This window comes from Serratia sp. J2 (genome assembly GCF_046269175.1).
Taxonomy (GTDB): Bacteria; Pseudomonadota; Gammaproteobacteria; order Enterobacterales; family Enterobacteriaceae; genus Chania; species Chania fonticola_C.
This window is the reverse complement of sequence record NZ_JBKABN010000002.1, coordinates 229,003-250,478: the sequence shown is the minus strand read 5'-3', so window position 1 is coordinate 250,478 and position 21,476 is coordinate 229,003. Positions and strand designations below refer to the sequence as shown.

The window sequence follows — 21,476 nt, the reverse complement described above, 5'->3', positions numbered from 1 at the left end:
TTGATCGTAGGGTACGTCAGTCGCTCCAGCGGTTAGGCTGATTGCTGAGGGAGAGATACAAACTCTTTTGCTGCATATAGGCCTGGATGCCATGCAGGCCCTTTTCGCGCCCCAGGCCGCTTTGTTTAAAACCGCCAAACGGTGTGGAAATCGAGAATGTCTTGTAGGTATTGATCCAGACGGTGCCGGTTTCCAGCTGTTCCGCCAGCGCCATCGTGCGGGCAAAATCACGGCTCCAGATCCCGGCCGCCAAGCCATAGATCGAGTCGTTGGCTTGTTCGATCAGTTGCTGTTCATCATCAAACGGCAACACCACCAGCACCGGGCCAAAGATCTCTTCCTGGCAGGTGCGAGCACTGTTGCTCAGCCCTTCAATAATGGTCGGCAGGTAGTAGCAGCCCTGAGCCAACTGCGGATCGGCAGGAGCTTCACCGCCAATGAGCACCCGGCCCCCCTCCTGCTGAGCCAAGGCCACATAGTCCGCCACGCTCTGGCGATGCTTGTGGCTGATCAGCGGGCCAAGGTGGACACCGGCTTGCAGCGGGTTACCAATACGCAGCCCGGCGGTCAGCTCGCATAAACGGGCCAACAGCGGCTGATACAGCGAACGGTGCACAAACAACCGTGATCCGGCGATACATGCCTGCCCGGCCGAGCTGAAAATACCGTAGCAGATGCCACGTGCCGCCTGTTCCAGATCCGCATCTTCCAGCACGATAGTGGGCGACTTGCCTCCCAACTCTAGCGATGTAGGGATCAATTTTTCTGCGGCAATATGTGCCAAATGACGGCCAGTGGAAGTCCCGCCGGTGAAGGAGATCTTTTTCACCAACGGATGGCGAGCCAAGGCTTCACCAATCACCGACCCCTTGCCCGGCAATACGCTGAGTAATCCGGCAGGCAAGCCTGCCTGTTCAAACAGTTCGGCCAGCTTCAGCGCCATTAACGGCGTGGCTTCTGCCGGTTTCAGTACCACCGCATTCCCTGCCGCCAGCGCCGGAGCCACCTTCTGCATTTCACTGGCAATCGGTGAGTTCCACGGTGTGATCGCCGCTATCACGCCCAGCGGCTGATACTGGCTCAGCGTCATCGCATCACGGTTACGCTGGGTAGGAAGCTCCCCCTCCAACACCTCGCAGGCGGCAGCAAAATAGCGAGCCGTAGCCGCCGCACTCATGACCAGACCACGGGTCTCAGCCAGCGGTTTGCCATTGTCACGGGTTTGCAACTGCGCCAGGGCTTCCACTTGTTCAGTAATCAAATCGCTAACGCGATGCAGGATCGCTGCACGCTGATGCGGCACCAATCCACGCCAGCTCGGCTCGCGCCAGGCTTTTTCTGCCGCCGCAACCGCCTCATTCACATCCTCGACGTTCGCCGCTCGCAGGCGAGCATTCACGCTGCCATCAGCCGGGAAAACCGAACTCATCTCTTCGCCGCGCCCTTCGCACCAGCGGCCGGCAAGAAAAATCTTTAACGTTTCCATGCTTTGCTCCTGCCATTCAGGCAATAAAACCGCCGTCCACCAAACTGCGGCAGGCTTGTACCGCACTCAGCGCCGCCAGCGTTGATGTTTTCGGGTTGCTGGCCAGCGGGTTGCCGCACAGCTCAATCTGGAACTCGCCAAACTGGCCACACACCTGTAGGCGGTGAGTATTACGTTGAGTATGCGGATCTACCTGCAAGCGTACCCGCGTGGCATCCATCCCCAAGCCATGGAGCGCAATGGTGGCCGCTACGTTGGCGTTGGCTGGGAACATGCTTGCGGCTTCCCGCGCCGACCCCTCAAAGAACACCTGGGCTTCGCTGACCGCATCCAGATTAATCATTTGTTCCGCCGGGCTGCCGCGCCAACTGGCCGGGCTTTTGCTGGACTGATAGGTCACGCTGTCCAACCCGCCTTCCCGCGCCGAAGCCAGGCCATCCATACCCGCCACCGCACCAGACAGCACGATCAGCCGCCCGTGGTAACGTGCGCAGGACTGCTGCAAACGCTGCTGCAATGCGGCATCTGCCAGGGCGCCAGTAGAGATCACTGCCAGCCGCCAGCCACGTTTAACGATGGCCTCACCAAACTCGGCGACCGCCTGCTGGCTAGCACACTCCAGCACCAAGTCAGGTTGCCCGGTACACTGGTCAGGATGGGTCAACGCCTGCACCTGCCCGGCAAATGCGGCGTCGATCTCGGCATGATGCGCTTCCCGTGCCACGATCCAACCGACTGCCACGCCCTCCGGCAGGCGCGCCAGCACCTCTTTTGCCATCGCGCCATAGCCAATCATCATGATCTTCTTCATCTTTTCAGTCCCGTCAGAGATGGCGATTGAAGCCGCCGGAAACGTCCAGCGCCGCGCCGGTGGTAAAGGAGGACATGGGGGAGGCTAAAAACAGCAGCGCCCGTGCCGGTTCCTGCGGTTTACCCAAACGCCCCATCGGGATGCCACGCCGCTCGGCAATCCCCGCCGTCCACTGTTCCCAGCTTTGTTGTTGATCCTGGCGTTCGGCGAAACGCCGCCTCCATTGGCCCGACTCCACCATCCCCAGCAGGATGGAATTGACGCGGACTCCTTTGCTCACCAGCTCTTTGGATAAGGTCAGCGTCATATTGAGCAACGCGGCACGGGCTGCCGAGGTGGCAATCATGTGCTCTTCCGGCTGCAGGGCCAGCAGTGAGTTAACGCAGGTAATGGAGGCGATATCCGAGCGCTCCAGCGCCGGTAAAAAGGCCTGCACCGGGTTGATCACCCCGAACAGCTTCAGCTCTGCCTCATGTAACCAGGCCTCGCGCGGCGTCTGATCGAAATGCGCCACAAACCCCTGCCCGGCGTTGTTGATCAACATATCCACTGCGCCAAAATGCGTGCTGACCTGCTCGGCAAACTTGGCAACCTGCTCGGCGTCGAGCACGTCGCAGCGTAACGCCAGGATCTCCGCCTGCGGGAACTCTTCACGCAGGCTGGCCTCGGCGCTGGCCAGTTTGTCCTGATTGCGGCCACAGAAGGCCACCTTCGCCCCTTCGGCCAGCAGTAAACGCAGCGTCTCAAAACCGATCCCCGAGGATCCTCCGGTGACCACCGCCACTCGCCGCTCAATCTGAAAATTCATGGTTGGATTGCCCCCGTAAAGTCCTGCAAATAGCGGTTAAACAGCGCTGGCGCATCGAGATAGCTGGCATGCCCCGCCGCATCAATCAGACGCATCGTCGCATCCTGCTGTTGCGCCAACGTTGCGGCGCCCTCTGGTGGAGTGATGCGATCGACACTGCCACACCACACCTGTAACGGGCCGCGATAGCGCAGCAGGTAGTGGTTGATATCGTCATTGGCCAACATCCAGGCGGCGCTGAGAAAACCGGCCGGATTAAGTTGCTGCATGCCGCTGCGTACCCAGGCAATGTCCTGCGGATCCGCATCTTCACGTAGCAGTGCCGCCGCACGCTGTTCGCCGTAACCCTGTGGGCCAAGCGTTTCGATCATCTGTTTGCGTTGGCCATACACCTGCTGGCGTTTTTCCTGCGGCGCAGTGGCATAGCCCTGGGCCGGATCGGCCAGCACCAGTCCACTCAGCCCATCTGGGTTGGCAGCGGCAAAGGCACTGCCGATCAACGCACCGAGCGAATGCCCCACAATCAACGGCTGTTGTAGCTGCAACTCGGCGATCAGCCCCGCCAGCGCGTTGGCATAAGCGGCAGCATCTGGCTCTGTCTGTGCCAACGCTGCGCTACCGCCATAACCCGGAGCATCCCAGGCAATCAGGCGGTGCCCGTCCGTCAGGGCGCGATCGCTGAACTGTTTTACCCACGAAGCAGAACCGGAACTGATGCCATGCAGCAGCACAACTGCCCGGCCATGCCCGGCTTCGCGCCAACTTAGCCGCTGGCCTCCACAATCCGCCTGCTGGCGTTCCGGTAAGCTGTTCATCAGTTACGCTTCACTTTCGACAACGGGTGATCGGCCGGGTAAGTCGGGGTTTCCGGCTTGGCAGTACCGAGCATCACGCACATCAGAGCTTCTTCTTCACCGTGATTGAACAGGCCGCGATAAACCCCCGCCGGAACAGAAATCAGATCGCGCTCTTTCAGGATGGTTTCGTAATACTCTTCACCGTCCTGGATCATCAGTGTGATCTTGCCTTTGAGCATAAAGAACACTTCTTCAACGTCGTCATGCAGGTGTAATGGCCCCTCACATTTTGACGGCAGCACCATGGTGGAGAAGGTAAAGTTCCCCGCTGGAATGGTGTTGGTGTCGCTGACTACGCCGGTGGCACCGGTGCCGATATAGCGCATCTGCGCCCGGCGGTATTTCGGATCGTAGTCGGCCTGGAACTTCAGTGCGTTCCAGTCATATTTACGGCCTTCAAAACGGGCGATACGCGATTCCACCCACTTTTCCATTGTCAGATCCTGCGGCTTGATGCCGGCTTTATTCTCAACCTGGGACATGTTGTCTCTCCTTCGTTGCATCAATACTTATTCAGTAACGGCAGCAGAATGGCGCAGCCGACAAAGGCCATCACCACCAGGAACAGCAAACCGTTATCCATATTGCCGGTGGCGGCGATCAGTGCCCCCATCAGCACCGGTGCCAATGCGCCGGCAAAATTACCCAATCCGTTAAATACCCCACCAGCGGTAGCGCTCACCCGGCTGCTGGTGGCCTTGGCCAACAGCGCGAAGATGTTTGGCGCGCCGGCTCCCCACATAAAGGTGCTGAAGGACATGGCGGCGATCACGCTGTAGGTGCCCTGCATATACAGAACGACACCTAAACCGATCCCTGCACCGCACAGCGAGATGAAACAGGCTAACGCTCGGCGATCCATCTTGTCCGACAGCCAGGCCCCCACCACCTCGCCAAGCAACATGGCAATAAACGGCAGTGACGACAGGTATCCGGCGTGCTCCAGATGAATGCCTTTGCCTTCGATCAGATAGCTCGGCAGCCAGCCATTCATACCCCACAGGTAGGTGAGAAATGCGATGTTAAACAGGCAAATCATCCAGAAATGTGGCGTGCTGAACAGTTCGCGGCGCAGTTGCTTGCGTTCGGCAACGGCCGGTTTACTGGTGGTGCTGGCCGCCGGGCGTGCCACGTTCAGGTGACGCATGCCAAACAGCACCAGCAACATCACCGGCACGGTCAGAAACGCCATAAAGAAGAAGGTGGTTTCCCAGTTAAAGCGGCTGAGAATAAACAGCGTGACCGGGAAGCCCAGTGCCGCGCCGATCGGAGTCCCCAGCAGCCACAGCATGGTGGCACGCGCCTGGAGGCGCTGCGGAAAAGCCTGGCGTACGATGGCATAGGCCATTGGCAACAACGGCCCTTCGGCGATACCCAGCAGAATACGCAGCGTCATCATGGTGTGATAAGAGCGCGTCATCCCCATCAGCACCATCAGTACGCCCCAGGTCACCATCATGCCAATCAGCACTTTGACCGGATTGAGCCGATCGCCAATGCCGCTCAACAGCATCGAAGAGAAGCCGTAGGAGAACAAAAAAGCACTCATCAGCAGCCCGAGCCGGGTGGGATCAAAGCCGATGCCCATCGCCTGCTGAAACTCGTGGTCAGAAAACAGCGCGGCAATGCTGATCTTGTCGAAAAATGCCAGTAACACGCAGGCAAACAGGGCTGCCGGCACCGACCAACGGACGCTGGTTGGCGAATTTTCGGCAACAGCATCCCCCACCCGACCGCTGCGGGCGTCGATATCTTGCGTAGTCATAAAACGCTCCCTTTGGGTCGGGCGTTATTTCAACGCCATCAGAGAAAATTCCACATCCGCCAGTTGCTGCGGATCCAGTACCCGGCCGCTGGCCAGCCAGCGTTTACCCAGCTTGATGGTGCGTGCATCGTTAAACGCGACCAGTTGCACCAGTTGCCGGTCGGCATTCAGGGTGAAGAACAGTTGTGACTGCGGCGTGCGGCGCACTATCTGGTGAACGCCGCCGGTAGGAACGCCCAGGATTTGGATATTGGCGTCGTATTGATCCGACCACAGCCAGGCAACATCATCGTAAGGTGCGGCAAACGCATCCAACATGGCGCAAGCGGTGCTAATCGCCTGATTCTGTGCGTAGGCCCAGGATTGCAGACACAGGCCGAGGGTTGGATGGCGCGCAACATCGCCTGCGGCAAAAATGGCCGGGTGGCTGGTACGCCCTTGTCCATCTACGACGATCCCGCCTTCAAGCTTCAGCCCGGCGCTGTGGGCCAGTTCCAGATTCAACTCAACACCAATACCGACAACCACCAGGTCAAAGGGCTGCGCGGCACTGCTGGCACTGCCAATCCAGGCTTCACCCTCGCGATCTTCAAGCGTGATCTCGCCGCAGTCGCAATGCACGGTGACGCCTTGCTGTTGATGCAGTTCCAACAACGCCTGGGAAACGCTGGCCCCTACGCTGCGCATACACAACGCGGGTTGGCGCTCAAACACCGTCACGTCAACGCCCAGCTTGCGGGCCGAGGCGGCAATCTCCAGCCCAATCCAGCCACCGCCCACAATCGCCAGCTTTTGGCATTGTTGCAGGCCCTGGCGCAGGCGTGCCGCATCATCCCAGGAACGTAAGGTCATTACTCGCGGGTGCTTGGCCCAGTTGGCATCCGGCAGGCGTGGTCGGCCACCGGTGGCAATCAGCAGTTGATCGAACTGCAGTTGGCTGCCGTCGCTGAGCGTGACGATTTGCTGCTGTCCGTCGATGGCTTCGGCACGTAGCGGACGATGCCAATCGATATTCATCCCGGCCACCACTTCTTCACTGAACAGGCGGCTGAGTGGCGCACTACCATCCAACAGCGCCGCCTTGGAGAGCGGTGGGCGTTCGTAAAAATCATAAGGCTCGTCACTGATCACTGACAGCCTGCCGTTGTAGCCGCGATCGCGCAGCGTTTTCGCCGCCCAACCACCAGCTTGACCGCCGCCGATAATGACAATGCCTGCACGGGTTGGTTGGCTCATACCGCCCCCGGCTTCTTATGTTGGCGGCGGGTATCGTGATCGATACCGCCTTCGACCGCCCATTCGGTAAACGACACCAGCGAATGCTCCAGCTCACGCGGCTGCCAGTTTTCCGTCAGGTAGTCATCATTGGTGTAATACTCAAAGGCACCGCCGGTCGGGCTGTTGACGTACCAAAAATAGGCCGAGGAGATCGGATGGCGGCCTGGGCCAATAAAGGTGCTCCACTGCTCTTTATTCATCGCGATGCCACCGCCGATCACCTCATGGATATCGCGTACGGTGAAGGCGACGTGGTTCAGGCCCCGTGGGCGGTTAGGCAGTTTCAGCAGGAACAGGTTGTGATGGCCACCGCGTGCCTGGGTGCGCAGGAAGACGGCGCGGTCGATATAGCGGTCGGAAACCTGGAAACCGAGCAGATCGCAGTAGAAGCGCTCGGTAGCAGCCAAATCCTCAACGAAGAACACTACGTGGCCAATATTGACCGGCTCGGCTTTGGCATAAACCGGGCTTGGCTGGTCGATGCGGCGTACATCGCCCCATTGGTTGATGGGCGAAACGGGCAGCTCCACCGGTTGCTGCGCCGTAACGGCAAAACGCAGCGTCATACCGTTGGGATCGCGGCATTCCAGTTCTTCGCCAACGTGGCGGAAACCAGGCATCTGCGCCAACAGGGGCTGCAACGCAGCCAGCGCCGCAGGGCTTTCAACTGCCCAGGTCATGCGGCGCAGGGTTGAACCCGCCTCAAACGCGGCCGGTAAGACCTCGCTGTCTTGCGGATACAGCACCACGCTAGCCCCGCTCAGCGTGGTAAATTCACGGCGCGGTTCGCCCCAATGCTGTAGCGTCGGTTGCAGACCGAAGTCTTGCATGAATTTTTCGCACGTTGGCAGATCTTCGACGCCAAATTCCAGCTTTTCGATTCCGGTTATGCTCATTATTGTGCCTCACGTTCTCGCTGAATGCGTTTTTCAGGCATGATCGACCCCGGCCCATGAAGCTCATGAGTCTTATCCCTGCCTGAGTGATTGGTAGTGGGCGAATAGCGTCGCCCAGATAACAAAGCGTTTGGCCGGTTAGCCGACGTTAGCCTGCGGTGGCGCGCCTAACAGGCCCGATATTTTCACTGCGGCATCCCGGACTTCCATACGCAACCGCTCACGATCCGCCTTTGGGATCTCATCGGACGGCACCATAATGCTGACCACCGCTTCCACCCGCTGTTCACGGTTAAAGATCGGATAGACGATCGAGGAAATGCCGTGGCGGTAGAAAGATTCGCCAATCACATAGCCACGGGCCTTATCCTGCTGCACCATCTGCCACAGCGCTTCGCGATTGGCAGGAGTCCCCGGTGCCGCATCGGGCAAGGCGTCATGTGGGTATAGACGTTCAAACTCTTCCCGACTGGTGCTGGTCAGCAGCATCCGGCCAAGCGAGGTGCGGTGCGCCGGTAAACGGGTGCCGACGCTGACCTGATTGATCTGCGAACCAGCCGCGCTGACGCGGGCGATATAGATCACGTCATGTCCATCGCGGATCGCCAGATGGCTGCTGCATTGGCTGCGATCGCGCAGCTGCTCGATCACCGGTTGGCCAGCCTGGGCCACGTCCAATGAGGCGATATATTCAAAGCCCAGACGCAGTACTTTGATCCCCAATGCAAAGGTGTTGGTGCGCGGGTTGCGCTCCAAAAAACCCAGATGCTCCAACGTTTGCACCACGCGGTAGGCGGTTGCCTTCGGCATATCGACCAGGCGATGTAATTCTGCAAAGGTCATTTCCTTATGCTGCTCGCCGAAGGCCAGCAGCAGTTGTAACCCGCGATCCAGCCCCGGGATCAGATATTTACACGCTTGATCGTCTGCCATGTGCTGCTCCTAAAATGTTTGCCTGTCCGTCAGGCGGTCAGTTAAACACGAAACCACCGTTGACCGGTATCAGTTGGCCGGTGACAAAATCCGCCAGCGGCGACAGCAGATAGAGCACGCTACCGGTCACATCGTCCGGATGCTGTGCACCTGCCAGTGCCCGGCCTTGCTCGTACAGCTGATGCCGCTCGGCAGGGACATACTCAGTGGCTTCAACGCGCGTCAGACCCGGAGCAATGGCGTTGACGCAGATGCCCTGCGGCCCCAGCTCACGCGCCATGGAGCGGGTCATCGAGATGATCGCCCCTTTGCTCGCCACATAGGCCATCAGTTTCGGCGCCCCCCACAAGGCGGTATCAGAGGCAACGTTGACGATTTTGGCATGCGGCGTTTGGGCTAATAATGGCACCGCCGCCTGGCTCACCAACCAGGTCCCCCGCACGTTGACCCGCATGACCTTGTCCCACAGTTCAATGTCGTATTCCATCATGGTCTTGCCACCGACACCGGTTGCCATCGCAGCGTTGTTCACCAACCCGTCGATCGCGCCGCCCTTGGCAATCGCACTGAATGCCGCAGTGATGGATTGCGGTGAAGCCAGATCGATAACCTGAGCTTCAACCTGTGCCCCCTGCTCACGCAGGCTGGCGGCGCTGTCCTGCAACTCTTCCGCCAGGATATCGCACATCACCACGCTGGCCCCGGCCTGAGCCACCGCAGCGGCGAAGCTGCGCCCCAGCCCACGCGCCGCTCCGGTGACTACGATACGTTTCCCTGCCAGCAAGCCGCTCACTGTGCCGCCTCCAGCTCGCTAAGCGTTGCCAGTTGCTTTTGTGCCTCTTTCTGCATCATACGGCGCAGGCGGGAGAGGCCCACGTCATGCTGATACAGGTATTCACGACCACGCGCGTTCGGTGCCATGTTCTCCAGCACGATGCGATCCTGCTCCAGTACGTCCCAGTGCAGTTCTTCCAGACGGTTGCGGTACATAAAGCGCCATGCGTCACGCTGCCAGTCTTTCACTTTGCGGATACGCCAGAAGAATACCCGGCAGTGATCTTTATCTTCCGGCACCACCATGCCGATGATCCAGAAGTGGCCGCCTGGCCCAAAACGCTTTTTGTAAGGGATCGACAGACGCATCCAATAGGCACCGCTGCTACCAAATTCGACCCAGTCGAAGTTCACGCCAATCTGGCCGTTCTTTTTAAAGATGAAACCGCTGCCGGTGGGTTCCAGCGCCATATCGGCCTTGCGATCCCCTTCCGCCATCGAATGCGATGAGGAGTGCAGGTAAGTGCCATGCATCGGATCCATCACGTTTTCCAATGCGTATTGATAGTTGCAGTCCCAGCTGGCGGTACACAGGAAGTTGCTGTAGTTGGCCTCATCCGCCAGCTCTTGCGGGAAGTTCAGTTCGGCAGGCTGTTCATCGGCAGTGACGCCGAAATACAGGAACACCGCGCCATAAGCCTCTTTCGCCGGGTAGGATTTCAGGCATTTCTGCCCTACCAACGGGCAGCGGTCTACCGCTGGCACATCTTTAACCTCGCCATCGCCACCAACTTCAACGCCGTGATACCAGCAGGCAATGCGATCGCCAAGGTTCCAGCCCATCGACAGGCGAGCGCCACGATGCGGGCAACGATCTTCCAGTGCGTGGATCGCCCCTTGTTTATCGCGCCACACCACGATCTGTTGTTCAAGACGGGTGATGCCCACCGGGTTGTTACCCACTTCCCAACTGGCCAATACCGGATACCACATACCGCGCAGGCCCTGATCCAGATAGTCTTGTACCGTCTGCGCGGAGGATGTTGTGTTTGCTGTCATTGTCCTTCTCCCTGTGCGGCTCAGAAACCGTTGACGTGTAGGAATTCGCGGAACGTGGCTTCATTCCATGGCTGACCACTGCGATCGAACAGACGACGCTGATTGAGCGCACTGACGATCTGCTCCAGCTCCTCCGCCCCTTGCTCGAAGATCTCTTCCAGCGCGGCTACCAGTGAGGTTTCAAACCCGTCTGGCACGCGTGCCCGGGTTTGCCAGATCACATTCTGAAACTGGCCGGGTTGGTGGATTTGGCCGTTGCCGCCCTCACGCGCCGGGATCACCTGTTGGGTATCCGGCAGCCAAGGGTTGAAATCGGTAATGTGCTGCATGCTTATTCCTCCGCGATAAAGGTGATTTGGATTTGATTGTCGATCACCCGGGTAGGGTAGGTTTGCAGATCTCGGCCACCGGGTTCGCGCAGGCATTGGCCGCTACGCACATCGAACACCGCTTCGTGCAGTGGACACTCCACTTTTCCGTCATCGACAAACCCTTGGCTGAGCAAGGCATAGGCATGCGGGCAAACGTCTTCCAGCGCGTAATATTGACCGTCGATCAAATAGACGCCGACCTCTTTTCCCTCAATGTTGGCGGAGAAAGGAAAATCTTCTTTAACTTGAGACACTTCGCACACGTTCTTCCAGCTCATTGCTTCTGTCCTCTATCTGATTGTTTCATATATGAAACTCAGTTTCTTATTTAATACAGTCACTATAGATATGGCGAATCTTTCGTCAAGCCGGCAAAGGGAAGAATGTTAATGATTGGTTATTTTAAAGTTACAACTGCGGAGTGGATCACGAAAAAATGCAGCGGGGGTGTAAACAAAGCAAAACGGCCCCAGTCATCAAGACTGAGGCCGTTTAATTAGCAGTGATTGGCAGAAAACGCCGACTTAGCGCCCTTTCTTTTTGCGCCCCGGCTGAGCAAAACGCTTACGCGCCGGTGCTTGACTGCCCGCTTTATCCGCGGTTTTCTGCCCGCCACTCGCCGTTTTTTTCACCGCGGGCTTGGGCTTGGCCGCTTTCTTCGCAGGTTTAGCCTCTGAAGACGAGTCTTCAATCAACTTAAAAAGCTCAACCAGTTCGTCATCCGTCAAATCGCGCCATTCCCCTAACGGTAGCCCAGACAGGCCGACGTTCATGATGCGGGTGCGCTCCAGCTTGGTCACTTCATAACCGAAATGCTCACACATACGGCGGATCTGGCGGTTAAGCCCCTGTACCAGCACGATACGGAACACAAAGGGCGCTTCTTTCTTCACCTTGCATTTTTTGGTCACCGTGCCCAGCATCGGCACTCCGGCACCCAAACCACGAATAAAATCGTCGGTTACCGGTTTGTTGACCGTGACCAGATATTCCTTCTCGTGGTCATTACCGGCACGCAGGATCTTGTTCACCAGATCGCCGTGGTTGGTGAGGAAGATCAGCCCCTGCGAATCTTTATCCAACCGCCCGATCGGGAAGACACGGGTGCTGTGGTTGACGAAATCGACAATATTGTCTTTCTCACCGTCTTCGGTGGTGCTGACGATACCCACCGGCTTGTTCAGCGCAATAAAAATCAGATTGTCTTCGTTACGGGGTTCAATAAGCTGCCCGTTAACCTTGACCACGTCGCCAGCGAATACCCGATCGCCGAGCGCTACGCGCTTACCGTTGATAAAAACATTGCCCTGTTCGATGTAACGATCGGCATCGCGACGCGAGCAGATGCCGCTCTCGCTAATATATTTGTTGAGGCGTATAGATGGTTTAGTCAGCACGGTTCCTCCGTAAACGCGAAATACACTTTATCTTCACGGCAATATTTTCATGATGGGTTGACGGGTAAGGGCCGCTGCCAAGCGGGCGCAGCATAACGCGCCCCTACGGTCGACTATGTGCGACCCCTACCCATTCAGCAAACTGATTTAGCCCTGCTTTTTGGCCGCTTGCAGATACAACATTTCCAGGCCCAGCGTTGCCGCTGCCAGTGCGGTGATCTCAGACTGGTCGTAAGCCGGAGCTACTTCTACCACATCCATACCGACAATGTTCAGCGATTGCATACCACGCACCAGTTTCAAGGCGCGATCGGAGGTCAGGCCGCCGATCACCGGGGTGCCGGTGCCAGGTGCGAAAGCCGGATCCAGGCAGTCGATATCGAAGGTCAGATAAACCGGCATATCGCCAACGATCTGTTTGATCTGCGCCAGCAGATCGTCCACGCCACGATCGTTAACCTGCGCAGCATCCAGTACGGTGAAGCCGTTGTCACGATCGAACTCGGTACGGATACCGATTTGCACGGAGTGATTTGGATCGATCAGGCCTTCGTTCGGCGCATGGAAGAACATGGTGCCGTGGTCAAACTTGCTGCCGTTGGCATAGGTGTCGGTATGGGCATCGAAATGCACCAGCGCCATTTTACCAAAATGCTTGGCATGCGCGCGCAGCAGCGGCAGCGTCACGAAGTGGTCGCCGCCGAAAGAGAGCATGCGTTTGCCAGCTGCCAGCAGTTTTTCTGCGTGCGCCTGCAGCTTGTCGCTCATATCCTGGGCATCACCAAAGTTGAATACTACGTCACCACAGTCGACCACGTTCAGACGATCGCGCAGATCAAAGTTCCACGGCCAGCGCGCCCCTTCCCATGCCAGATTGGTAGAAACCTGGCGGATCGCCGCAGGGCCATGACGCCCACCGGCGCGGCCGGAGGTAGCCATATCAAAAGGAACACCGGTGATCACCCACTCTGCATCGCTATCGTAAGGCATAAAGTTCAGCGGAAAGCGCAGGAAACCAAAGGCGTTGGACACTAAGGAATTATCGGGCTGATGGCCTAAGGTACTCATATTTACCCTCATTTTTCAACGGTTCGCCCGTAGCCGGACGCTTGGGCGGTAGCAAAAAAAAATCCCTCCCGCGTCGTTAGCCCGACGAGAAAGGGATTTATTCGATGTCTGTTTCAATGAGTAGATTATCGCCGCAATTGGCTCACTCTTCAAGGTGCCCGTTGTCAGCAGATGCACAAGAAGGAACAACCAACCTGCCAGCATCGAGTTCGACTACGCGATCGGCAGAGGCTATCGTCTCGGGCCGGTGAGCAATCAGCAGGATGGTTAAGCCCAGGTTGCGCAAAGTGCTGCCGATCAGGATTTCATTGGTGACATCAAGATGGCTGGTTGCCTCATCCAGGATCAGTAACCGTGGGCGTTTATATAATGCCCGAGCCAACAGCAGGCGCTGCTTTTGCCCCCCCGACAGCGAATTACCCATTTCCCCAATCAACGTCTGGTAGCCCATCGGTAACGCGATGATATCCTCATGCAACTGCGCCAGTTGAGCACAGTGTTGCGCCCAATCCAGATCGCTGTGTTGAGAAAAAAAGGTGATGTTGTCGAGTATTGCCCCACGAAATAGCCGATCCTCTTGCATCACCGCGCCAATCATTTGGCGAACCTGCCCATATCCCGCGCGGTGATGCTCGATGCCAAACACCTGCAACCGCCCTGCCGTTGGCGGGTAAAGCCCCAGGAGGAGCTTGGCCAAGGTGGTTTTCCCGCAGCCAGAACGCCCTACCAGTGCCACCACCTCTCCAGGCATGATTCGCAACGCCGCTCCTGCCAAGATATCGTTACCTCCCTGGCCGTAGCTGAAGGTGATATTTTCCAGTTCCACAACTGGGCGATCCTCTCTCTGCTTGGGGAAAGCTACGGTAAGAGATTCTGCCGCCTGAGCACCGCCCTCCTTCTGGGTCAGCACAATATCTGCCAGCCGTTCGTTATAGACATCCAGCATTCGCCAGGCAAACGCCTTATCGATCAGGCCATTGATGCTGGCGGAAAAACGCCCTTGAAATGACATATACGCCACCAGCATGCCGATCGAGAACGAGCCCGACAGTACCGCATTGGCACCAAACCACAGCACCGCCGCGCCCACCAGGCTACCAATGACCTGGTTAATGATGTCGTAGCCGATGGCCAGCTTATGCTCACGCAGTTGGCTATTGCGCCTGGCGATATTCAGGTTACGCCAAGCTGATTCCCGCTGGGCCAGCGCTCCGTTAACCCGCAGGCTGAGCATGCCATGCAGCGTTTCCAGAAAGTGGCTTGATTCCAGGGTGCCCGCCGTCCAACTGTCCTCTGCCGCCCGGCGCAGGGTGCGAAACCATAGCACGCGTAATAAGCCGTATATCAGCGCTGCCCCTAGCGCCAGCATGGATAACGACACGCTGTAGAGCAACATCATGCCCAAGGTACCGACCACCAGCAATACGTCCAGCATCGCCTCAAGGATGCTGGTGGTGAGCGTATCCTGAATGGTATCGACCGCATCAAACTTGGCGCTGACGTTACCAATGTCACGCTTTTCAAACCAGTCGATCGGCAAACGCAGCAGGTGATGGAACACGTTGGCCGTCCACTGCATATTGAAATTGACCGCCATGGTGATGGTGGCCCATTGCCGGGCCAGGCCAATCAACGTCTGGGTCGCACTCATCAGCAGCATGGCAATGACAATCAGCACCAACAGGCTATCATCCAGCGCCACCAGGACTTCATCGATCACGATCTGATTGATCAACGGGCTAAGCAGGGCCAAGACTTCCAACGCCAGGGCAAAGCAGAAAATGCGCGCCAGCGCAGCCTTTAACCCTACCGTCTTGCCAACCAATTCCGTTAGCCGCACTTTCTTGCGTTCATCACGCTGCTCAAAGTCATGGGTTGGCGTCAGTTCCAACGCGACACCGGTAAAATGACGGTTAGCCTGTACCAACGACATGTTAACCACCCCGCATGCCGGATCGTGCAGTTCGATCTCGTTACCTTGTACCCGTTTAAGCACCACAAAGTGGTTAAGATCCCAGTGCAAAATGCAGGGTACGGTCAGTTGGCTGAGTTCCTCCAGCTCTAAACGTACCGCACGACCTGTTAATTTCAGGATCTGAGCGCATTCCATCAAATGCACGAAAGTCATGCCCTGCGTCGAAACACTGAATTTTGCTCGCAAGCTGGGGAGGTCAATACGGTAACCGTGCCAACCGGCGACCATCGCCAGGCAGGCTACCCCACATTCCGCCGACTCGGTTTGACGGATCAACGGCAAGCGGTGGCGCCAATGCAAATTCAGGTGCAAATGCTCGGTCCATTCCATGGCTATATTTTTCCTTGCAGGCTCCATAACGGTTCCAGCAGCCATTCATATAGCCGCCGCTTGTCCAGCTCGATATCTGCGGCCACCACCATCCCGGTGCGCAATAATTCCTGGCGGCCATACACGGTCACGCTGGGTTTATCTGGCACGACAATCACCCGGTAATGCCCCTCATTTTCTTTCCACACCACCGGGTTATGTGACATGACATCTGTCGGGCTGAGGCTGATGCGGGTCACCTCCCGCGTCGTGCCATACTGCACGCCAAATTTTTCATAGGGATAGGCCGCGAAACGCAAGCCAACCCGCTGATGAGGTTTGATAAACCCAACGGACTTGCTGGGCGCATACAGCTCAATCTGCATTTGGGCCGCCTGTGGCACCAGCGTTAACAGCGGCTCATTTTGGCTGACCGTTTGCCCCGCCTTGACCAACACCGCGGCAACACGCCCTGCCACCGGGGCAGCCAGCGTGCTCTCCTCCTGCGATTGCAGCTCTATCTGTTGTTGCCGGATCCCTTGTAGTAACCGGTCCAGCTCCACCCGGCGGCTTTGCCCCTGCTGCAACAAACTCCCCTGATCCGTTTCAACCGAGGCCAACTCACGCTTCAGGCGCTGTTGTACCTGCCGCTGGTTTTCGACATAACCTGCCGCGGCCGCCAGTTCGATCTGCTTTTGCTGATACTCAAGCTCGGAGACATACTTCTGCCGCACCAAACGTTGATAACGCTCCATCATCGAGCGGGTTAACTCCGCCTGGCGCAGTGTCTGCTTCAGGGCCTCATCGGCACTGCGCAATTCATCCTTCAGTTGGCTTGCCCGCTGCCGTAATCCCTGTATCTGCAAGGTATTGGCGGCAACTTCCTGATGCTGTTGCTGCACCAACATCTGATACTGCTGCGCCAGGGAGTTTTTTAGCGTCGCCAAGGTGGCCAAACCCTTGCCGTCATAGCGTTCGCCACTTAGCCGATAGAGTAATTGGCCTGCTGCAACCTCATCGCCTTCGTTAATCAGCAATGCTTCAACCCGTCCTTGCGTACGCGCAACCACTTTGACTACCCCGGTTGAAGGCATCACGACACCTTCCAGACGGGCTTTACGGGTATATTCACCCCCGATTAAAAAAGCGATTAATGCAGCCACCAAGAGCACGCTGGCACAGGCATAAAGCGTCATGTTCGGGCTGGGGGAAATCAGAATCCCTCCTTCGGCTCGCGTGGCCTGGGCAGCTAAATAGGCCTGGCGGTAGAGACGCGTCACGTGATTGAAGCAGCCAATTTGATCGTCTTAACGGCGATATAACGTTGTTCTGGCAATCTATTATTAACCATAAATATTACCGTTCCCTGTAAATGAAGTTAATAGCGGTTATTACCAATCGACACTTGAGCATTAGTTATTTAATTAAAGGTGACAGACTGTTATTTGCTTAATTTTAGAACAGAGATTTTCTTTAACAAAGAAATTACCAAAATAAACAGAACAACTCAACAATATCGTCAACTATTATTAATTGATTGATAACGTAAAATAAATAAGTAAAAGCCATCTCCGAGGAGATGGCTTGAGGCTACGGGGAAAACTCCACTGGCTAATATATTACAGCAAAGACTCTTATTAATTAACCAGCACCGGATCTGCACGATATTGCGTTGGGAACAGTTGCTGTAGCTGTTTTACCTTTGGCAAGTCATTCACCACGATATAGGGTTGATCCGGGTTAAGCGTGAGATAGTTTTGATGGTAAGCCTCGGCAGGATAAAAATGACCATTTTCCTCAATGCGGGTCACCAGTGGTTTGGCAAAACGCTTACTGGCATCCAACTGTGCAATATAAGCCTTGGCAACCTGCTGTTGTGATGCTGTCAGAGGGAAAACGGCTGAGCGGTATTGTGTGCCGCTGTCCGGCCCCTGGCGATCGAGCTCGGTTGGGTTGTGTGCTACCGAAAAATAGATTTGCAGCAGTTGGCCATAGGAAATCTGCTGTGGATCAAAGGTGACCTGCACCGACTCCGCATGGCCGGTATCCCCTCCGCTGACGGCCTCATAATTAGCCGTTTGTGCCGCACCTCCGGTATAACCGGATATGGCATTGGTCACGCCTTTAACGTGCTGGAAAACCCCCTGCACGCCCCAGAAACAACCGCCGGCAAAGATCGCGGTTTCCGTACGCGATGTCGTCGGCGCTTCGTCTTTTACCGGCGCAGGGATCGCTACCGCCGCCTCAGCATCACCCAGTGGCCAGGCAACGCTTTGTAAACAGAACCCGGCGGCAACCAATATCGCGCCCCATATGCCGTATTTACCTAGAGATGGCAGCTTTTTGTCTACGTTTCTCATGTTATTCCTCACTATTCTGGTTAGGCCGAGCTTGGCGTGAACAACATGGCGATGCCATTCATGCAGTAGCGCAAACCGGTGGGTTGTGGGCCATCGTCAAATACGTGCCCCAAATGCCCGCCGCAGCGGCTGCAATGCACCTCTTCGCGGACCATGCCCAACGTTCGATCCTTGCGCGTCGCCACCGCCTGTTCGAGGGGTTGCCAGAAACTGGGCCAGCCGGTATGGCTGTCAAACTTGGTGTGGGAAGAAAACAGCGCCTGCTGGCAACCCGCACAGGCAAACTGACCATCGCGGTGCTCATCGTTAAGTGGGCTGCTATAAGGGGGTTCCGTACCTTCCTCGCGCAAAACCGCATATTGGCTGGCTGAAAGCCGTTGCCGCCATTGTTCTGCGGTATAGTTGACGGCAAACGACTCCGCCATCGCCGAACGAGAGAAAAGTGCAGGCAGCAGGCCCACGGCATAGGCCACAGAGAGTGCTCCACCACCCAGAATAAAATACCGTCTGTTGATCATCATCGTTACCTCTGGTGCTATTCACCGACAATGACAAACTACAGAGAAAGTCGTGACCAAATCCTCACGGAGAGTTCACAAATTTGTGATAACTGAGAACACGGCATTAAGACGTTGAAAGTTTAAATGGATTTTCTAATTTGGCGGGGTTCGGGCTAAGAGGGAAAAATGAAGAGGCGCAGCCTCTGCCGCGCCCCTGGATAGAAAGTATGTCAGCTTATCGGGATAGTTTACTCATCTTCGAGATAAGTATAGCCATACAGACCGGCCTCAAACTCTTCGACAAATTGCGCCTGCAACTCCGCGTCAAGATCGGTTTCTTTCACCTGATCGCGGAATTTCGCCAACAGCGCGATCGGATCGAGCTGCACGTATTCCAGCATGTCGGCCACGCTATCGCCTTCATCAGACAGCTCGGTTTCTACGCTGCCATCAGGGAATACAAACACGTCTACCGAAGCCGTATCGCCAAACAGGTTGTGCATATTGCCCAGGATTTCCTGATAGGCACCAACCATGAAGAACCCCAGCAGAGGTGGGTTTTCCGGATCGTACGGAGGCATCGGCATGGTGGTGGCTACGCCGTCACCGTCAATATAGTGATCGATGGTGCCATCGGAGTCACAGGTGATATCCAGCAATACCGCACGGCCTTCTGGCGGCTTGTCCAAGCCTTCCAACGGCAAGACCGGGAACAGTTGATCGATACCCCAGGCATCCGGCATCGACTGGAACAGTGAGAAGTTGACGTAGAACTTGTCCGCCATCCGCTCCTGCAATTCGTCAATGATTGGCCGGTGCGCTCGATTGCTTGGATCGAGCTGCTGCTGGATCTTGTTGCAGATGTTCAGATACAGCTGCTCGGCATAGGCACGCTTGGTCAGATCCAACATGCCATGAGCATACTGGGTATGTACATCGTGCAGATCCATCTGGCTATCGTGCAGCCATTCACGCAACGAACGACGGTTCTCCGGCTCGTTCATTTCCTGCCAGGTTTCCCACATGCTTTCCAGCGCGCGAGGTGCATCTTCGACCGGAGGAACCGGCTCACAGAATTCGTTGCGCTCCACGCCAATGACGTTGGAAACCAGCACCGTATGGTGGGCGGTTACGGCACGGCCAGACTCGGTGATCACCGTTGGATGCGGCAGGCCATGCTCATTACAGGCATCACCGATCCCCCAAATCACGTTGTTGGCATATTCATTCAGGCCGTAGTTGACCGAACAGTCAGACTGCGAACGGGTGCCTTCATAATCCACACCCAAACCGCCACCCACGTCGAAACATTGAATGTTTACGCCCAGCTTATGCAGCTCTACATAGAAACGCGCAGATTCACGAACGCCAGTGGCGATATCGCGAATGTTGGCCAACTGAGAGCCCAGGTGGAAATGCAGCAGTTGCAGGCTATCCAGGCGGCCCGCTTCGCGCAGGGTTTCCACCAGCTTCAATACCTGAATGGCTGCCAGACCGAACTTGGATTTTTCGCCACCGCTCGACTGCCACTTACCTGCCCCTTGTGAGGCCAGGCGGGCACGCACGCCCAGGCGTGGGATCACATTCAGGCGTTCAGCCTCTTCCAGCACCATCTGGATTTCCGACATCTTCTCGATCACCAGGTACACCTTGTGCCCCAGCTTTTCACCGATCAGCGCCAGACGAACGTATTCACGGTCTTTGTAGCCGTTACAGACGATCACCGAGCGGGTCATACCAGCATGGGCCAGTACCGCCATCAGTTCTGCCTTGGAACCCGCTTCCAGCCCCAGTGGTTCACCGGAGTTGACCAGTGATTCAATCACGCGGCGATGCTGGTTAACCTTGATCGGGTAAACCAGGAAGTAGCCACCTTCATAGCCGAAGGATTCACGTGCACGTTTGAACGCGGCGTTAATGGAACGCAGGCGATGCTGCAAGATCTGCGGGAAGCAGAACAAGGCAGGCAGGCGCTGGCCATCTTTTTGGCGCTCTTTCACCAACTCGGCGAGATCGACGCGCGCATGCGGGACGTCTGGGTCCGGGCACACGCTGATGTGGCCCAGCTCATTGACGTCAAAGTAATTGTTGCCCCAGTAGGCGACGTTATAAGTGCGCAGCATCTTGCTGGCATTACGATCATTCATGGCAACCTCCTGCATGGAGCGTAAAGATAAATTATCACCCGCTACTGACGGGCGTTGGATCGGCATATCTTCAGACATTACTCGCCTCACCTTGCATACTGACGATATAGTCAGCCACTATCGCAGCTACAACCCGCGAGAACAACCCGGAAACACCCCATTTTAGCAGTGAATTCACCTGCCGTTCGTGGTCAGCGATCGGTTTATACCCAATAGATTTATTGTAAGACACCCTGTTCAAACCTCGTGAATCGGGTAAAGAATCATCCCACAGGAGAGCTGCAGGCTACCCTTGTTCAGTGCTTCAGACAGCCGTTAACCGGCCCGAGAATCCTGAGTAGCGCCCAGATGCGTATAACATCGGGTAGATGGTGTAGAGACAAGACGGGAAATAGCACAAGAATGCGCGCCAGAACGGCACTGCTGTTGAGAACCAACAACCAGTAGACAACGGATCATTAATCCAACCACCTCCACGCATGCCGCTCGCGATGAACGACAAAGCCTCTATATAGTATAAGAACGTGAACGTTCAATGAAGCGGCGGCCCCATTAGTGGGTACCTACGGTAGATCATGGCGCGGCGTTGCCGGGGTTTACAGAAAGTTTCAATTTTCTGCAACACGCTGTGCACCAAATGAACCGCGCGCGCAGTTTATACCGGACCCCCGGGCAAAATGCA

20 protein-coding genes are annotated in these 21,476 nt (G+C 56.5%); all 20 read right to left on the bottom strand.

Translation table 11 applies throughout. From position 1 onward, the window contains the following. Positions 1–16: 16 nt before the first annotated feature. The gene (locus ACKWMY_RS03060) at positions 17–1,486 is read right to left on the bottom strand and encodes an aldehyde dehydrogenase (RefSeq protein WP_065684507.1); all 1,470 of its coding nucleotides are present in this window, start codon (positions 1,484–1,486) and stop codon (positions 17–19) included. 16 nt (positions 1,487–1,502) lie between these two features. Continuing rightward, positions 1,503–2,297 (bottom strand): aspartate dehydrogenase, encoded by a 795-nt coding sequence (locus tag ACKWMY_RS03055; protein WP_173408774.1) that lies wholly within the window; start codon positions 2,295–2,297, stop codon positions 1,503–1,505. Positions 2,298–2,310: 13 nt separating this feature from the next. After that, a complete protein-coding gene (locus ACKWMY_RS03050) occupies positions 2,311–3,105 on the bottom strand; it encodes an SDR family oxidoreductase (RefSeq protein ID WP_409485864.1) in 795 nt (264 codons plus the stop codon). Next, positions 3,102–3,920: an alpha/beta fold hydrolase gene (locus ACKWMY_RS03045; RefSeq protein ID WP_024528297.1), complete on the bottom strand. Its 819-nt coding sequence runs from the start codon at positions 3,918–3,920 to the stop codon at positions 3,102–3,104. The genes ACKWMY_RS03050 and ACKWMY_RS03045 overlap by 4 nt, the downstream gene beginning before the upstream one ends. Then, positions 3,920–4,444 carry a cupin domain-containing protein gene (locus ACKWMY_RS03040; RefSeq protein WP_021179767.1) on the bottom strand — a complete coding sequence of 175 codons (525 nt, stop codon included), beginning with the start codon at positions 4,442–4,444 and terminating at the stop codon, positions 3,920–3,922. The genes ACKWMY_RS03045 and ACKWMY_RS03040 overlap by 1 nt, the downstream gene beginning before the upstream one ends. A 20-nt stretch (positions 4,445–4,464) precedes the next feature. After that, positions 4,465–5,727: an MFS transporter gene (locus ACKWMY_RS03035; protein ID WP_021806229.1), complete on the bottom strand. Its 1,263-nt coding sequence runs from the start codon at positions 5,725–5,727 to the stop codon at positions 4,465–4,467. A gap of 24 nt (positions 5,728–5,751) precedes the next feature. After that, positions 5,752–6,963, bottom strand: coding sequence for an NAD(P)/FAD-dependent oxidoreductase (locus ACKWMY_RS03030; RefSeq protein WP_024528298.1), 1,212 nt, complete (start codon positions 6,961–6,963; stop codon positions 5,752–5,754). Then, entirely contained in the window at positions 6,960–7,901 is a 942-nt protein-coding gene (locus tag ACKWMY_RS03025) for a VOC family protein (protein ID WP_021806231.1), read from the bottom strand. The genes ACKWMY_RS03030 and ACKWMY_RS03025 overlap by 4 nt, the downstream gene beginning before the upstream one ends. A gap of 138 nt (positions 7,902–8,039) precedes the next feature. Further along, positions 8,040–8,834 carry an IclR family transcriptional regulator gene (locus ACKWMY_RS03020; protein ID WP_024528299.1) on the bottom strand — a complete coding sequence of 265 codons (795 nt, stop codon included), beginning with the start codon at positions 8,832–8,834 and terminating at the stop codon, positions 8,040–8,042. Between the two features lie 37 nt (positions 8,835–8,871). Then, on the bottom strand, positions 8,872–9,627 hold the full coding sequence (locus ACKWMY_RS03015; protein ID WP_409485863.1) for an SDR family oxidoreductase: 756 nt from the start codon (positions 9,625–9,627) through the stop codon (positions 8,872–8,874). Further along, complete coding sequence (locus ACKWMY_RS03010) at positions 9,624–10,667, bottom strand: aromatic ring-hydroxylating dioxygenase subunit alpha (protein WP_308871219.1); 1,044 nt, start codon at positions 10,665–10,667, stop codon at positions 9,624–9,626. Before ACKWMY_RS03010 ends, ACKWMY_RS03015 begins: the two co-directional genes overlap by 4 nt. 20 nt (positions 10,668–10,687) lie before the next feature. Continuing rightward, positions 10,688–10,996, bottom strand: a complete 309-nt coding sequence (locus ACKWMY_RS03005) for a recombinase-like helix-turn-helix domain-containing protein (protein ID WP_024484370.1) — start codon at positions 10,994–10,996, stop codon at positions 10,688–10,690. A gap of 2 nt (positions 10,997–10,998) precedes the next feature. Further along, positions 10,999–11,316, bottom strand: coding sequence for a Rieske (2Fe-2S) protein (locus tag ACKWMY_RS03000; RefSeq protein ID WP_021179759.1), 318 nt, complete (start codon positions 11,314–11,316; stop codon positions 10,999–11,001). Between the two features lie 246 nt (positions 11,317–11,562). Then, entirely contained in the window at positions 11,563–12,435 is an 873-nt protein-coding gene (gene rluF, locus ACKWMY_RS02995) for a 23S rRNA pseudouridine(2604) synthase RluF (RefSeq protein WP_409485862.1), read from the bottom strand. A 147-nt stretch (positions 12,436–12,582) separates the two neighbouring features. Beyond that, positions 12,583–13,503, bottom strand: a complete 921-nt coding sequence (gene speB, locus ACKWMY_RS02990; RefSeq protein ID WP_024484368.1) for an agmatinase — start codon at positions 13,501–13,503, stop codon at positions 12,583–12,585. 142 nt (positions 13,504–13,645) lie between these two features. After that, entirely contained in the window at positions 13,646–15,808 is a 2,163-nt protein-coding gene (locus ACKWMY_RS02985; protein ID WP_409485861.1) for a peptidase domain-containing ABC transporter, read from the bottom strand. 2 nt (positions 15,809–15,810) lie between these two features. Further along, the gene (locus tag ACKWMY_RS02980) at positions 15,811–17,067 is read right to left on the bottom strand and encodes an HlyD family secretion protein (protein WP_409485860.1); all 1,257 of its coding nucleotides are present in this window, start codon (positions 17,065–17,067) and stop codon (positions 15,811–15,813) included. A 357-nt stretch (positions 17,068–17,424) separates the two neighbouring features. Then, entirely contained in the window at positions 17,425–18,147 is a 723-nt protein-coding gene (gene msrA / locus ACKWMY_RS02975) for a peptide-methionine (S)-S-oxide reductase MsrA (protein ID WP_074029662.1), read from the bottom strand. Positions 18,148–18,167: 20 nt separating this feature from the next. After that, positions 18,168–18,668 (bottom strand): peptide-methionine (R)-S-oxide reductase MsrB, encoded by a 501-nt coding sequence (gene msrB, locus ACKWMY_RS02970; protein ID WP_226906451.1) that lies wholly within the window; start codon positions 18,666–18,668, stop codon positions 18,168–18,170. Between the two features lie 227 nt (positions 18,669–18,895). Next, positions 18,896–20,872 carry a biosynthetic arginine decarboxylase gene (speA, locus tag ACKWMY_RS02965; protein WP_024484363.1) on the bottom strand — a complete coding sequence of 659 codons (1,977 nt, stop codon included), beginning with the start codon at positions 20,870–20,872 and terminating at the stop codon, positions 18,896–18,898. Between the last annotated feature and the right edge of the window lie 604 nt (positions 20,873–21,476).